The 14,522-nt window shown below is 56.9% G+C and carries 14 protein-coding genes; 7 read left to right on the forward strand and 7 right to left on the reverse strand.

What is annotated here, in order from left to right:
* Nucleotides 1–12: 12 nt before the first annotated feature.
* Genes AC3WKX_RS20435 through AC3WKX_RS20450 form a run of 4 tightly spaced genes read left to right on the forward strand, consistent with a single transcriptional unit; the run spans nucleotide 13 to nucleotide 6,255 of the window.
* Nucleotides 13–1,269 carry a TolC family protein gene (locus AC3WKX_RS20435; RefSeq protein WP_102605312.1) on the forward strand — a complete coding sequence of 419 codons (1,257 nt, stop codon included), beginning with the start codon at nucleotides 13–15 and terminating at the stop codon, nucleotides 1,267–1,269.
* Entirely contained in the window at nucleotides 1,266–2,750 is a 1,485-nt protein-coding gene (locus tag AC3WKX_RS20440; protein ID WP_102605313.1) for an efflux RND transporter periplasmic adaptor subunit, read from the forward strand. The genes AC3WKX_RS20435 and AC3WKX_RS20440 overlap by 4 nt, the downstream gene beginning before the upstream one ends.
* On the forward strand, nucleotides 2,747–5,905 hold the full coding sequence (locus tag AC3WKX_RS20445) for an efflux RND transporter permease subunit (RefSeq protein WP_102605314.1): 3,159 nt from the start codon (nucleotides 2,747–2,749) through the stop codon (nucleotides 5,903–5,905). The genes AC3WKX_RS20440 and AC3WKX_RS20445 overlap by 4 nt, the downstream gene beginning before the upstream one ends.
* On the forward strand, nucleotides 5,902–6,255 hold the full coding sequence (locus AC3WKX_RS20450) for a copper-binding protein (protein WP_102605315.1): 354 nt from the start codon (nucleotides 5,902–5,904) through the stop codon (nucleotides 6,253–6,255). Before AC3WKX_RS20445 ends, AC3WKX_RS20450 begins: the two co-directional genes overlap by 4 nt.
* Before the next feature lie 268 nt (nucleotides 6,256–6,523).
* Here the strand turns inward: AC3WKX_RS20450 and AC3WKX_RS20455 are convergent, their stop codons facing one another.
* The 4 genes from AC3WKX_RS20455 to AC3WKX_RS20470 all read right to left on the reverse strand — a co-directional run bounded on the left by AC3WKX_RS20455 (nucleotide 6,524) and on the right by AC3WKX_RS20470 (nucleotide 8,753).
* Nucleotides 6,524–7,186, reverse strand: coding sequence for a methyltransferase family protein (locus AC3WKX_RS20455; protein ID WP_102605316.1), 663 nt, complete (start codon nucleotides 7,184–7,186; stop codon nucleotides 6,524–6,526).
* A gap of 170 nt (nucleotides 7,187–7,356) precedes the next feature.
* On the reverse strand, nucleotides 7,357–7,632 hold the full coding sequence (locus tag AC3WKX_RS20460; RefSeq protein ID WP_102605318.1) for a hypothetical protein: 276 nt from the start codon (nucleotides 7,630–7,632) through the stop codon (nucleotides 7,357–7,359).
* Nucleotides 7,625–7,915 carry a hypothetical protein gene (locus AC3WKX_RS20465; protein ID WP_102605319.1) on the reverse strand — a complete coding sequence of 97 codons (291 nt, stop codon included), beginning with the start codon at nucleotides 7,913–7,915 and terminating at the stop codon, nucleotides 7,625–7,627. Before AC3WKX_RS20465 ends, AC3WKX_RS20460 begins: the two co-directional genes overlap by 8 nt.
* A 649-nt stretch (nucleotides 7,916–8,564) precedes the next feature.
* Nucleotides 8,565–8,753, reverse strand: coding sequence for a co-regulatory protein PtrA N-terminal domain-containing protein (locus AC3WKX_RS20470; RefSeq protein ID WP_102605320.1), 189 nt, complete (start codon nucleotides 8,751–8,753; stop codon nucleotides 8,565–8,567).
* Between the two features lie 214 nt (nucleotides 8,754–8,967).
* Between AC3WKX_RS20470 and AC3WKX_RS20475 the strand changes: the two genes are divergently transcribed.
* Both AC3WKX_RS20475 and AC3WKX_RS20480 read left to right on the forward strand, forming a co-directional pair.
* Entirely contained in the window at nucleotides 8,968–9,651 is a 684-nt protein-coding gene (locus tag AC3WKX_RS20475; protein WP_102605321.1) for a heavy metal response regulator transcription factor, read from the forward strand.
* Complete coding sequence (locus tag AC3WKX_RS20480; protein ID WP_102605322.1) at nucleotides 9,648–11,021, forward strand: heavy metal sensor histidine kinase; 1,374 nt, start codon at nucleotides 9,648–9,650, stop codon at nucleotides 11,019–11,021. Before AC3WKX_RS20475 ends, AC3WKX_RS20480 begins: the two co-directional genes overlap by 4 nt.
* A 47-nt stretch (nucleotides 11,022–11,068) precedes the next feature.
* Here AC3WKX_RS20480 and AC3WKX_RS20485 read toward each other — a convergent pair whose 3' ends face one another.
* On the reverse strand, nucleotides 11,069–11,575 hold the full coding sequence (locus AC3WKX_RS20485) for a hypothetical protein (RefSeq protein ID WP_146013720.1): 507 nt from the start codon (nucleotides 11,573–11,575) through the stop codon (nucleotides 11,069–11,071).
* A complete protein-coding gene (locus tag AC3WKX_RS20490; RefSeq protein ID WP_102605324.1) occupies nucleotides 11,479–12,114 on the reverse strand; it encodes a DNA-binding protein in 636 nt (211 codons plus the stop codon). Before AC3WKX_RS20490 ends, AC3WKX_RS20485 begins: the two co-directional genes overlap by 97 nt.
* 186 nt (nucleotides 12,115–12,300) lie before the next feature.
* Here AC3WKX_RS20490 and AC3WKX_RS20495 point away from each other — a divergent pair, with 186 nt between their 5' ends.
* Nucleotides 12,301–13,317, forward strand: a complete 1,017-nt coding sequence (locus tag AC3WKX_RS20495; protein WP_102605325.1) for a tyrosine-type recombinase/integrase — start codon at nucleotides 12,301–12,303, stop codon at nucleotides 13,315–13,317.
* A gap of 555 nt (nucleotides 13,318–13,872) precedes the next feature.
* Here the strand turns inward: AC3WKX_RS20495 and AC3WKX_RS20500 are convergent.
* The gene (locus AC3WKX_RS20500; RefSeq protein WP_102605326.1) at nucleotides 13,873–14,511 is read right to left on the reverse strand and encodes a KfrB domain-containing protein; all 639 of its coding nucleotides are present in this window, start codon (nucleotides 14,509–14,511) and stop codon (nucleotides 13,873–13,875) included.
* Between the last annotated feature and the right edge of the window lie 11 nt (nucleotides 14,512–14,522).

The raw sequence follows: 14,522 nt of genomic DNA on the forward strand, positions 1-14,522 counted from the left end.
GGAATCGTGAGCATGAACCCCAAACGCTATTGTGCAGGTTGGCCCGTCGTGGCTGCCCTGGCGGCAAGCGTGCTGGCCCTGCCGAGCCTAGCTGCCCCCCTAACACTCGATGAAGCGTTGCGACTGGCCGAAAACAATGCCCCGTCATTGACCGCCCAGGCGGCCAAACTGCAAGCCGCCAGTAGCGCAGCCATCCCTGCCGGTGAATTACCCGATCCAAAGTTAAAGCTCGGCGTACAGAACTATCCCATTGGCGGTCCCGATCGCTGGAGCATTGACCAGGACTTCATGACCATGCAGATGGTCGGGGTCATGCAGGACGTACCCAACCGCGACAAACGCAAAGCACGTATTGAGGTCGCTGAGGCGGCCGTTGACCGAGCTGCGGCCGAAGGCCGTGTGGAGCGTCTGAATGTCCGTCAGGCCACGGCATTGGCCTGGATCAGCAGCTACTCCGTCGAACGTAAGGAAGCGCTGTTCCAGGACTTTTACAAAGAAAATCGTCTATTGACCGATACCGTCCGCGCGCAGATCGCCGGTGGTCGTGCTCAGCCTGCCGATGTGGTTACGCCGAAACAGGAGGCAGCTCAGTTGGCGGAACAACAGGACGAACTGATCCGCCTGCGTGCGCAAGCCCAAGCGGCCCTCAAGCGCTGGATTGGTCCGGCGGCCAACGACGAGCCAACTGGTGGCTTGCCGCAATGGCCCGTCGATACGTCAGGTTATTCCCATAAGCTGCAACATCATCCTGCGCTGGCGGCTTTCACGCCGATGACCCGCGAAGCCGAAGCCAAGGTGCGTGAAGCCGAGGCGGAAAAGCAGTCCGACTGGAGCTGGGAACTCGATTACCAGCGCCGCGGGCGGGAGTTCGGCGATATGGTCAGCGTGCAATTCACCTTTGACCTGCCGCTGTTCCCCGGCTCCCGACAAAATCCCAAGATTGCCGCCAAACACGCCGAGCTGAATCAACTGGAAGCCGAGCGCGAAGCGCTGACACGCGAGCATACCGAGCAATTGGAGGCGGATCTGGCCGACTACGAGCGTCTGAACCGTGCCGTACACCGCAGTCAGGACAGCCTGGTACCCCTGGCCAAGGAAAAGGTCGGACTGACCATGGCCAGCTACCGCGCCGGTAAAGGCGACTTGGCAGCTGTCGTCGCGGCTCGACGTGAGCTCATCGAGGCCCGTCTCAAACAAATCGACGTCGAAGAACAGCGAGCCCTGACCAATGCGCGCTTGTATTTCAATTATGGGGAAACCAGCCAATGAGCACTCGAATCTGGAAAACGGCTGTGTTGACTGGCTTGTTGGTCGCCCTGGGGATTGCAGGCGGTTACTGGTTCGCTCAACAACGCATGAACGGAATGCCTAGTGCACTCGCCGAGCAGAGTCCCAAGACGCAAGACGAACGCAAGGCACTGTATTGGTACGACCCGATGCAGCCGCAACAGAAATTCGATAAGCCGGGCAAATCGCCCTTCATGGATATGGAGTTGGTGCCCCGATACGCTGATTCCGCGGCGGACAATGCGGCCATGAGTATCGACCCAAGCCTGACCCAGAATCTCGGCCTGCGCCTCGCAACCGTCACTCGTGGAGTCCTGGCCTCCAGCCTGGACGTGGTCGGTGTGCTGGCGTTCAACGAGCGGGATGTCGCCGTGATCCAGGCGCGTACCGCGGGTTTTGTGGAACGGGTTTATGCCCGTGCGCCAGGCGATGTGCTGAAAGCCAATGCGCCATTGGCGGATATCCTGGTACCGGAATGGGCTGCTGCTCAGGAAGAATTCCTCGCACTTAAACGTAACGGCGATGCTGACTTGTTGGCGGCGGCACGCCAACGGCTGCGCCTCACGGGGATGCCGGCGGCGCTGATTACCCAGGTAGAACGCAGCGGCAAGGTCCAGCCGAACCTGACCCTCACCAGCCCCATTAGCGGTGTGCTGCAAGAGTTGGATGTGCGTACGGGGATGACCGTGGCGGCCGGCGAGACCCTGGCACGCGTCAATGGTTTGAGTAGCGTCTGGCTGGCGGTGGCCGTTCCAGAGTCGGAGACTGGATCAATCGTCGTCGGTCAAACGGTAGAAGCACGCCTGCCAGCCTTCCCGGGGACTGTGCTCAACGGCACGGTCAGCGCGATTCTGCCGGAAACGAATCCGGACAGCCGCACCGTTCGCGTACGCGTCGAACTGCCCAACCCTGACGGGCGCCTCAGACCCGGATTGACGGCGCAGGTGCGGCTGAATCGTTCGACTGAGCAAAGCGTGTTGTGGGTGCCAAGCGAGGCGCTCATTCGCACCGGCCGACGCGTCCTGGTGATGCTCGCCGAAGACGCTGGTCGCTACCGGCCGGTAGAGGTGCAACCCGGGCAGGAAAACGACGGCAAGACCGTGGTGTTGAAAGGTCTGGAAGAAGGCCAGCAGGTGGTTTCCTCCGGACAGTTCCTGCTCGACTCCGAGGCCAGCCTCAAGGGTATCGTCGCCAGCACGCTGGACATGCCACCACCTGCTGCCGCGACACACGCCTTGCATGAGGCGGATGGGCAGATCGTCGAGATCAACAGCAAAGACGTGACCCTCGCCCATGGGCCGTTCAAGACGCTGGGCATGCCAGGCATGACCATGACCTTCCCATTGGCGGACCCTGCGCTCATGCAAGGACTGAAGGCGGGCGACAAGGTTCGGATTGCAGTGAGCCAAACCGATGATGGGTTGCGCGTTGAGCGCCTGGAAAAACTAAGGGGCCAGCCATGATCGCCGCCCTTATCCGCTGGTCCGTGGCCAACCGCTTCCTGGTACTGCTGGCCACGCTATTTGTCACCGCTTGGGGCATCTGGTCAGTTCAGAGCACGCCCATCGATGCACTGCCAGACCTCTCTGACGTTCAGGTGATCATCCGTACGCCTTATCCGGGACAAGCGCCACAGATCGTTGAGAATCAGGTGACCTACCCGTTGGCCACCACCATGCTCTCGGTACCGGGGGCGAAAACCGTGCGCGGTTATTCCTTTTTCGGCGACAGCTTCGTGTATGTGCTGTTCGAAGACGGTACCGATATGTATTGGGCTCGCTCGCGGGTGTTGGAGTACCTGAGCCAGATACAAAGTCGCCTGCCCGCCAGCGCCAAACCGGCCTTGGGACCCGACGCCACGGGGGTGGGCTGGATCTATCAGTACGCCCTCGTGGATCGCAGTGGTGGACACGACTTAGCTCAACTGCGGGCCTTGCAGGACTGGTTCCTCAAATTTGAACTGAAGACCCTGCCCAATGTGGCGGAAGTGGCGACGGTGGGCGGCATGGTCAAGCAGTATCAGGTACAGCTCGATCCGCTGAAACTGGCCAACCTGGGCATCACTCAGGCGCAGGTCACCGAGGCGATTGGCAAGGCCAACCAGGAAACCGGTGGTGCGGTGCTGGAGATGGCGGAGACCGAGTTCATGGTGCGCGCTTCTGGCTACCTGAAGACCCTCAATGACTTTCGCGCAATTCCCCTCAAGCTCGGTGCGGGTGGCGTGCCGGTCACCCTGGGAGATGTGGCCACGATCCAACTGGGGCCGGAGATGCGTCGCGGCATCACCGAACTCGACGGTGAAGGTGAGACCGTCGGTGGCGTGGTGATTCTGCGCAGTGGCAAGAACGCTCGCGAGACCATTGCGGCGGTCAAGACCAAACTCGACGACTTGAAAAGCAGTCTGCCGGCGGGGGTAGAAATCGTCACCACCTACGACCGCAGCAAGCTGATCGACCGCGCCGTGGAAAACCTCAGCCACAAGTTGATTGAAGAGTTCATTGTCGTCGCCTTGGTCTGCGGGATATTTCTGTGGCACCTGCGCTCATCCCTGGTGGCCATTATCTCCTTGCCGGTTGGGGTGCTAATTGCCTTCATTGTCATGCGCCACCAAGGGATCAACGCTAACATCATGTCACTCGGCGGGATCGCCATTGCCATCGGCGCCATGGTCGATGCCGCCGTGGTGATGATCGAAAACGCCCACAAGAAAGTTGAGGCTTGGCACAAGGCCCATCCAGGGGAAGAACTGAAGGGTGAACATCACTGGCATGTGATGACCGAAGCGGCGGCCGAAGTCGGGCCGGCATTGTTCTTCTGTCTGTTGATCATCACCCTGTCGTTCATTCCGGTGTTCACCCTGGAGGCTCAAGAGGGCCGTTTGTTCGGGCCACTGGCCTTCACCAAAACCTACGCCATGGCTGCTGCGGCCGGATTGTCGGTGACTCTGGTGCCCGTGCTGATGGGCTACTGGATTCGCGGACGGATTCCCAATGAGGAACAGAACCCGCTGAACCGTTGGTTGATCAGGATCTATCAACCGGCCCTGGATGCGGTGCTGCGTCGGCCAAAAATCACCCTGCTGATCGCAGTACTGATCTTTCTCAGCGCGATATGGCCGATGTCTCGCTTGGGAGGGGAGTTTCTTCCACCGCTGGACGAGGGCGATCTGCTCTACATGCCTTCGGCGCTTCCGGGGTTGTCGGCGCAGAAGGCGGCGCAGCTGTTGCAGCAGACTGACCGCCTGATCAAGACGGTGCCCGAAGTCGAACACGTTTTCGGTAAAGCGGGTCGCGCTGAAACCGCCACCGATCCGGCACCGCTGGAAATGTTCGAGACCACTATTCAGTTCAAACCACGCGAGCAATGGCGACCCGGATTGACCCAGGAGAAGTTGGTGGAAGAGTTGGATCGGGTGGTGCGTGTTCCGGGACTGACTAATATCTGGATACCGCCGATCCGCAATCGCATCGACATGCTCGCTACCGGGATCAAGAGCCCGATCGGGGTGAAAATTGCCGGCACCAATCTGACGGAGATCGATGCGGCTACTCGGGCCGTCGAGCGCGTGGCCAAGGATGTGCCCGGTGTCAGTTCGGCCCTGGCCGAACGCCTGACCGGTGGCCGCTATATCGATGTGGATATCGACCGTAAGGCCGCTGCCCGCTATGGGCTGAACATCGCTGATGTGCAATCGATCGTGGCCGGCGCTATCGGTGGTGAAAACATCGGAGAGACCATTGAAGGGCTCGCTCGCTTCCCGATCAACGTCCGTTATCCCCGTGAGTGGCGTGACTCGCTCGGCGCCTTGGAACAGTTGCCGATCTACACCCCACTGGGGAGCCAGATCACCCTCGGCACGGTGGCAAAGGTCAAGGTCAGTGAAGGACCACCGATGCTCAAGAGCGAGAACGCCCGACTTTCAGGCTGGGTGTATATCGACGTACGTGGCCGAGATATTGCCTCGGTGGTCGCCGACCTGCGCCGGGTCGTCAGCGAGCAAGTCAAACTGCAGCCAGGCATGAGTTTGAGCTACTCGGGGCAGTTCGAATTTCTTGAGCGGGCCAATGCACGGCTCAAGCTGGTGGTGCCGGCCACGCTGCTGATCATTTTCGTCCTGCTCTACCTGACCTTCGCCCGCTTCGATGAGGCCTTGCTGATTATGGCCACCCTGCCGTTCGCATTGACTGGCGGCGCATGGTTTCTCTATCTGCTGGGGTTCAACTTGTCGGTGGCCACCGGTGTCGGCTTTATCGCCCTGGCCGGTGTATCGGCCGAATTTGGCGTGATCATGCTGCTCTACCTGAAAAACGCCTGGGCCGAACGTGAAGACCTCGGCGACAGCACTGAGCGTGGGCTGGTCGCGGCGATTCGTGAAGGCGCGGTGCAACGCGTTCGACCCAAGGCCATGACCGTGGCCGTCATCATCGCCGGTCTACTACCCATCCTTTTGGGCAGCGGTACCGGTAGCGAGGTCATGAGCCGCATCGCCGCGCCGATGGTCGGCGGTATGGTCACTGCGCCCTTGCTTTCCCTGTTTGTCATTCCGGCAGCCTACCGTTTGATGCGCCGCCGGCACCTTCCCGCTGTACCCACAACCCCAGAAGGAAAAATCGTATGAAACTGACTCTAATTGCAATTGTAACCGCCGTAGCCACGCTCTCTTTCAATGCCTATGCAGAGGAGATGGATATGGGGGGGAAATCAATGCAAACCATGAACATGGGCCAGACAGCCAAGGAGGTGTCCGGAGCCAAAGCGGAAGGCATCGTTAAGGCGATTGACTCTGAAAAGCACATGGTAACGATCGCTCATGGCGCCGTTCCGGCGGTGCAGTGGCCTGCCATGACCATGGCATTCAACGCAACAACCAAACAACTGGCAGGTCTGAAGGCTGGGGATCGAGTAGCGTTTGAGTTTCGTGCCGAGGGAATGACAGCCACTATCGTGTCGATCAAGACGCTGAAGTAACACTGGCATGGCTGGCTGGTTCGGCATTCAGTAGCTGATATCGGGCCAGCCATCAGCCACTAATAGGCCGTATTGGCCAGCGAAAGTCTTGCCGCCACGCTTGCCGTGCAATGAAGAGTTGATTGCTCCACCATCCTCTTGTTTTGCTCCTTTGGTTTAGAGGATGGTTTTAGGCGCCTGAGGTAGGCGCCTTTTTTTCGGTCAACAAGTATTCTGTGCGACCCGTTTCTGGTGACGTGTTCGTCACGCAGGCTCAGAGAACACTAGGCTATTGCTGATAAGCAAAGAGCAGTGAATGGATGAACTCCCGCCAATTCCGCAGGCGTGGGAACAACATTGGCACCTGCTGCCGATAGGCCTGATATTCCTCGCCAAAGCGCTCGGTCAAGGCCGATTCCTCCCGCTTCGCCAGGCGGACATAAGCCAAGACGATTATGGGAAACAACAGTAACGTGATAACCGTCGGCCAGTGAACGATCTGCCCGAAGACCGCCAGCATGATCCCGGTGTATTGCGGGTGGCGGACCACACCGTAGACACCCTGTGTCGCCAGCTTCCCCTCCAGACTTGTGCGGTAAACCTGGACCCAACCCCGGATCAACAGAGCCAAGCCGACCACGATAAACACGCCGCCCAACATCATTTCCAGCATGGCCCCGGTAGCACCGTAGCCCAACATCGTTGCCCAGAGATGGCCCGAGTATCCGGTCAGCGGGAGATCTATTCCCAAAAAACCAGTCAGCAAATAAATAGTTAGTGGGAAGCCATACATCTCGGCGTATAACGCGATGATGAACGCTTGCACCAAACCTGCGCCCATCCAGTCGCGCCAGCTGCGTGGGGCGGCGAAACGGTAGAGGACCCAGGATGCGATGAGCACCATGATCAGCACCCAACTCCAACGCCCATAGTGCATGGCAAAGTCATTCATGATAAGGCTCCTTCTCGATCAACAGTGGATCGGCATTCAGCGCCGGCACCTGGAAGAAACATGGGAGCATCTGAGTAGCGATACGGCTTGTGCGCAATACCACTACTCAGAAGTGGTTTTTTGTGTAGCTCTGCCTAAGAGGCACACAAAATTAGCGGCTGAACGAGCTGTTACTTCACATTACTGCCGCCTTGAGGGGACTCACTGTTCATATGCTTGTTCATGCTTTCCATCATTGTATTGCAGCTCTTCATCATAGTTGACATCTCCTTCTTCATATCCTTCATCGGCATTTTACCGCCATCCATCATCGGCATATCCTTTCCCTTCATCATGTCAGAACTGTCCTTGGTAGTGCTCTTAGGCTGTTCGGCAAAACTCGTGGAAACAGTTCCAAGAGTTAGGAGAGCGGCGAGTACGGCGGTGTAGGCAATAGAGTTACGCATAATAGTTCTCCTGATCAACGACTTGGGTTTTCGACAGGCTCTGGGTCAGCAACGGCTGATCCAGAGCCTTCTGCTCGCAGGCAGTTTTACCGCCCATGCTTTTCATGCAGAGCCCGATCATTAACAGGCAGGGCAGAATAGAAAATAGAATGGGCAGAGTGGCTGCTGAAAACAGGCTGTGGAGGTTAAAGAGCAAGGTGAAAACAACTGCAACGGCAAGCCCTGCAAGCAGTGGGTGACGTTGCAACAGACCTCTTGCGTATCGCGCTATATTTTTGGTCATGGGCTAATCCTCTATGCTTTTCAGGTATTGATTACTGACATACCTCAGACACAAAACCAATGTTCAAACGTACCGGCTGGGTCATGTAGAGGCATGCGTTAGGTCCATCAAAAGAATCGATTTCTAAAATGTTCTTTTGGCTGTGCTGCTAAAAGAACGAACAAGCTTGCCCATGGTTTGGTTTGGTTTGGTTTGGTTTGGTTAGGACAGGCTGGAATACTTGGGCGGAAAAGGGTCTGGAGCAACGGGCATACGACCGAGTGAAGTGGTATAACAGTCGTATGGAGAAGACTTTAAGGTGTGCCAGATTGAAACAAGGAACGCGACCGCTCCCGTTGAGGGAATGGAACAACTTACCGAGCAAGTGACTGGGTTCAGCATATCAGGGCAGATATTCATTCTGCTCGATTCAGAAAGCATATTCTGCGCTACTGGACAGTTAAGAGAGACATTTGACGGCTCGGATTTAAACATCAAAGATTGACCATGTGCTGCCGCTACGACAAACAGCAGCACCATGAGCAGCTTGATCAAAGTTCTGTCCAGATTTTGAGCCATCACAGCACATAGCTCCCTCAACGTTGAGTACGCCTTGAGACAAGCTCAGTAGCGCTCCCGTACCACACAGCGGCTCATGCCTGATTCAAGCCTATTTATGAACCGTTACCCCCTTTAGATTAGGCGCTGGCGGCGATTTCACAGCTTGCTGCTCCATGCTTGTGCCCTGATTCTGATGAGCGGCAAAGCGGGCAATAACACGGTCTCCACCGCCTTCAGCCCACACCATGGACGACAGAAGGACCGAACCGATCACAAGCGCAGTTTTTATGAGTTGCATGAGACAGTCTCCTCAAGCGGGTAAATGTTCAACGACAACCTAGAATAGGGTTTACGTTTGGCTGTCGAGATGAGCCCTACACGGTGCTCATGGTTTCACCCTAGACGGCCCTCCCTGATGGGAACCTGAAGCGAAAATTACATTTATGTAAGCTTCTGGTGGGTAACCTCAAACCCCCGCACACTCCAGGTGTCATCTATGTGAGAACCCCCATATGAAACTCCTGTTAGCTGAAGACGAGCCGAGAATTGGTACCTACGTGCAGCAGGGGCTGAATGAGGCCGGATTCAATGTAGACCTGGTGATTACCGGTACCAACGCCCTTCAGTACGCCCTAAGCGAAGCTTATGACCTGCTGATACTGGACGTTACGATGCCCGGCCTGGATGGCTGGGAAGTGCTGCGCATGGTTCGCGCGGCAGGCAAGAATGTCCCCGTACTCTTCCTGACTGCTCGTGACCGGGTGGAGGATCGGGTTAAGGGGCTGGAGCTTGGCGCTGACGACTACCTGATCAAGCCCTTTGCCTTTTCCGAGCTGCTGGCCAGGGTTCGGAGTCTTTTGCGCCGAGGTAGCAGTGCTCCGTCACAGACCCATATCAAGATTGCTGACCTTGAAATCGATCTGATGAAGCGTAGGGCCCTTCGGGGAGGCAAGCGTATCGACCTCACGGCCAAAGAGTTTGCCCTTCTTGAACTGCTATTTCGCCGACGGGGTGAGGTGTTGCCCAAATCACTGATCGCATCGCAAGTCTGGGACATCAATTTCGACAGCGACACCAACGTCATCGAGGTAGCAATCAGGCGGCTTAGAGCAAAAATTGATGATGACTTCGACCTCAAATTGATCAGTACCGTGCGGGGAATGGGCTACATGCTCGACGCACCGGAGTCAGTATGAAGAGCCTCTCCCTGACGACACGTCTGAGTTTGATGTTCATGTTCGTGGTCACTGCGGTGCTGACTGTCGGAGGGTTCAGCTTCAACTATCTCTGTCAACAGCACTTCAATTCACTCGATGAGCATACGCTGCTCGAAAAGCTGCAAACCAGCCAGAGCATTTTGGGGAAGCTGCCTGGCATTGAGGCTTTCGATGAGCTAAAGCCACAACTACAGGCATTGCTGGGGACGAATCAAGATCTCACCGCGACCATTTCCGACAGCAGTGGAAAGGTACTCTTTGCCCATCCGGCAGCAATGAATATTCCCGAGCGGTTCCGCGATTTTGCAAGCCGCCGAGTTTGGGACTGGCAGAATCAGGAGCAGATGTTTCGCGGCATGACCGCGCAGGTCGCCGTTGCAGGGCAAGAGAAGCCCATGACGGTGATCATCGCTCTCAATGTCACCGACAATATGTTCCTCTTCGAAACCCTCAAGTGGTGGCTCTGGATAGGGTTGTTGATCTGTGCCCTCGTTTGCGCCGGTCTGGGCTGGATAGTCGCTCACAGCGGCTTGCGCCCATTGGATCAGGTGACCAGGGCCGCGGCTTCAATCTCTGCTAATTCACTCAAGGAACGTATTCCAATGGTGTCTATTCCAGTGGAGCTACGGCAGTTGGTTTCCTCATTCAACGCCATGCTGGCAAGACTGGACGACGCCTTTGGAAGGCTCTCCAACTATTCGGCTGACATTGCCCATGAGCTGCGTACACCGGTCAGCAATCTGATGACGCACACAGAGGTCGTTCTTTCAAAAAAAAGGAACGTCGAGGAGTACGAGGAAAACCTCTACTTGAATCTGGAGGACTTCAAACGCATGTCTCGCATGATCGATGACATGCTGTTCCTGGCCAAGGCGGACAATGGCTTGATCACCCCTGAGCGTGAGTGGATCGCCCTTGAGGGAGTGGTGGATACACTGCTTGAATACTACGGCCTACTAGCGGATGAGCGCGGTATTGAACTTGAGCTGTCTGGTTGCGGAAGTGTTCAAGGCGATGCCCTCATGCTGCATCGCGCTATTTCTAACCTCCTTTCCAATGCGCTGCGATATACCCCACAAGGTAAAACCATCAGGGTGCAGCTCAGCCGGAGCGACACCTCCACTGTTCTGACAGTGGAAAATCCTGGCGAAACCATCCCACCTGAGCATCTGGATAAGTTATTCGACAGATTCTACCGTGTCCATCCAACTCGACGCGAAGGCAGTCCGAGTAACGCCGGCTTGGGCCTGGCCATCATCCGCTCTATCATTGAAGCGCATCAAGGCAAGGTCTGGTGCACCTCTGCCAACGGCTGGACCGCCTTCCACTTGGAGTTTCCCGCGCCATAAGGGGACGGCAGTCAGCTCAGATCGAAACTACATCCTCATTGCCCCTATCAGGACCGACTACCCTCAACCCTGAGCTTCGCCAGCTGACGGGATAACCCCGCGTTGTCTTGCTGGATGAGCTGCTTTTCTGTGGCCAACTCGCTCAATTGGGTTTCAGTGTGGGTTAAGCGTTCCGCCAGTAGGCTTCGCTCCCGCTCGGTCACGGCCAGGTTCGTCTGCGCCTCAGCCAAAGACTCCGTGCCATGACCATGGCGCTGTTCCAGTGCCTGATGCATTTGCTTCAACTCGGTGAGTTGAAGTACCACATGCTCATGCGCGCTGCGGCTTTGGGTGAGCGCTTCCTGGGTCGTGAGCAGCGTATTCTGTAGGTGATCATTGTCTTGCGACTGACGCTGTTTCTGTGCCTGCAGTTCACCCAATTGGGTTTGCTGAGAGAGCAGGCGTTGCCGGAGTTCACTCAGTTCGTGCTCCAGGCGCTGCTGGCGTTGTTCAGCGCTCTGGCGCTCGTCGGCGCGTTGCTGAGCAACCGATACCTGGTAATGCTCAGATTGCACCTGCGCTGCTGCAGTTGTTGGGTCAGTGAGGCCACCTCGCAGGCGCGATCAGTCAGGCGCTGTTCGAGTCCGAGCTTCTCACTGCCCAGACCGGCCAAGACCACCGCCTGACGCTGCACGGTTTCTGCCAGCCCTTGACTGCGCGTAGTGGCGGCGGCCAGCGCCTGGGCCTGCTGCTCCTGAACGCTGAGTAACGCGTCGTGCTCCACGAAAGCTTGCTGCAACTGCTCCTGCAACGCGGCGGTAGCTGCCTGATGCAGCTGCTCAGCCTGCTCGACTTGCAGGGCCGAATCCGCCTGTACTTTTTCGTACACACCTTTCACCGCCAGGACGAGTTCGGCCGGCAGCCCCAATTCGGCCTGGGCCAGCGTGCCGGGGTGCGCGGCTTTCCAGCGCTTCAACAAGGGTGCAAGCGTGCTTTTGCTGCCGGTCCCGCCCAAGGCGGCACGGATGCTGTCGATCGTGGGATTGTGGCCGTCGGCTACGAGCCGCTCAGCAGCATGGGCGACATGCACATAGAGAACGCCGGAACGGGCCATGAACACCTCGGATTTTTTCGTACCGTATTATGGACAACGTAATACATCGATTTAAGTACAGAATAGTTAAGCCCGGTGAGACTGCCAGCTGACCCACGATAAAGGTCACTTATCGTGGGTGAGATGTTCATGATCGGCATTCACTTCTATAATCCGCAGTACACATGGCCTAAACAGGCATTCTAGATGACGGCAAACAATAAGGACGAAGGCGTCCCCTCGATACTGTTCGGCGAACGGGCGGCGCAGGCGCGTACCCACGGTACGCTTGCCACGCCCGAGCAGTTGGCTCAGCAACATCAACGTTTTCTTGCGGCGGCCACCTCCGACAACACCCGGCGCACCTACCGCTCGGCCATTCGTCACTTTCAAGCCTGGGGCGGCGGATTGCCGTGCGACGAGGCGTTGGTGATTCGTTACCTGCTGGCCTTTGCCGAAGTATTGAACCCGCGCACCCTGGCCCTGCGTCTCACAGCGTTGGGGCAATGGCACCGCTATCAGGGCTTTCCCGACCCGGCCGCGAGCGCCACCGTACGCAAGACCTTGCGCGGTATCGAGCGGGTGAACGGGCGTCCTCGACAAAAAGCCAAAGCCCTGCTTCTGGGAGATCTCGAACTCATCGTGGCGCACCTGGACACGCTCGAAGGGCTCGCCGCGCTACGTGACAGCGCGTTGCTGCAGGTGGGCTATTTTGGAGCATTCCGCCGCAGTGAGCTGGTCACGCTGGAGGTTCGAGATCTGCAGTGGGAACGGGAAGGTCTACGGATCACGCTGCCGCGCTCCAAAACCGATCAAGAGGGTGAGGGGCTGGAGCGAGCGATCCCTTACGGCGACAGCCTCTGCTGCCCAGCGAAGGCGCTGCGCAGCTGGTTGGAGGCCGCGCAGATTGAGCAAGGCCCGTTGTTTCGACGCATCAGTCGCTGGGGCGTCGTCGGCAAGGTGGCGCTGTACGAGGGTAGCGTTAATTCGATCCTCGCCGCGCGGGCCGGCGCCGCAGGACTGTTGTATGTGCCCGAGATGAGCAGCCACAGCCTGCGCCGAGGGCTGGCCACCAGTGCTTACCGTGCCGGGGCGGACTTTTTAGAGATCAAGCGCCAGGGTGGCTGGCGGCACGATGCTACCGTACATAGCTATATCGAGGAGGCTAGAGCCTTCGAAGAAAACGCCGCCGGCTCGTTACTACGGCGTAAGCCATCAACCTAGCCCTCAACTCCTAAGGGCATTGGATTTGACACTTGATTGCGCAGTCGAATATAGGCTTCCTAAGGCTACATTCCAAGGCGACATGCTCGAAACGTGGTTTACATGCACCCACAAAACTTTGGACTCAGCCCGTGCTAACTGAGGTGTTGGTAAACCAGCTCCAAGCCCATGAGACCCGGAAAATCTTAAGAATTGACGGCGGGCCCGCTGAGGAACCTGCCACCAATGATTTTGGAGTGTTCGCGGAAAAATAAAAAAGCGATTAAGAATAGACAGTTACGAACTAAGTGAGTGAATTTCCCCCTTATCTCGGCATTACTCTACCCGGTAAACCTGACGCTTAGACTTGGTGAAGGGTTAAGCAAAGGGCTGGATTGTGCGTTTTGTTTATGCGAAATGATGACTCATAAAAAACTATATAAATCATATCGTTACAGAACGAATGTCCTAATTTTCCCTTATCTCGGCATTACCCCGACAGCATGGCGCGCCATCACATTTATCGCAGGCAGCAAAAAGGGGGCAAAGCCCCCTTTTCAAACAATCTCCCTTTGTTCAGCCTCGGCCCATTCCGCCAAATCCCTTGGGCTGGTGCGAAGGCACCTTTTGTTCATGCTGCAGCTGACGATCTTTGACTATGCCCACACCGGCGAAAGGGTAACGAATCGACAAGTCTTTGCCAGGGTGAACAAGACCGGACTTTGCACTGCTCAGCGCGGAGCGGTCATGCGCAATGTGCGTGACGCGATCACCATTCACGATCTGCTGTATGACTTGGTTCTCCTTGAACCCAACCACCTTGCCTTCGTAGGTTTTGCCAGCGACAGCGCGCTCGTACGCAGGCATATCCATCGGTTTTGACTTGGCAAGTTCTGGTTCTGCAGGCTTACCAGCTGCAGCACCGGCATGCTCCTTTTTGCTCAGCTCAAGAGCGCCTTTGAACGACGCCTTGAACTTAGCTGCACCAGGTGCATTATCAAACGGCAAATCCTTGTATGGCTTACCCTCATGCACACCGGTGCCAGCGTACATTTTCGGACGATCACCGGGCTCTTGTACCAGGATCATCGGTTTATTAGTCAAGTCAGCCTTGAACCACGCTTCTCCAGCGGCCTTTGCGTCAGTGAATACCTGACGCTCTTTGCCTTCCTGATTGATGGTGTAGGTGGTTTGAGTAACGTCTTCTTTGGCCATGTCCTAATCCT

It is taken from the genome of Pseudomonas sp. GP01-A4, assembly GCF_058780865.1.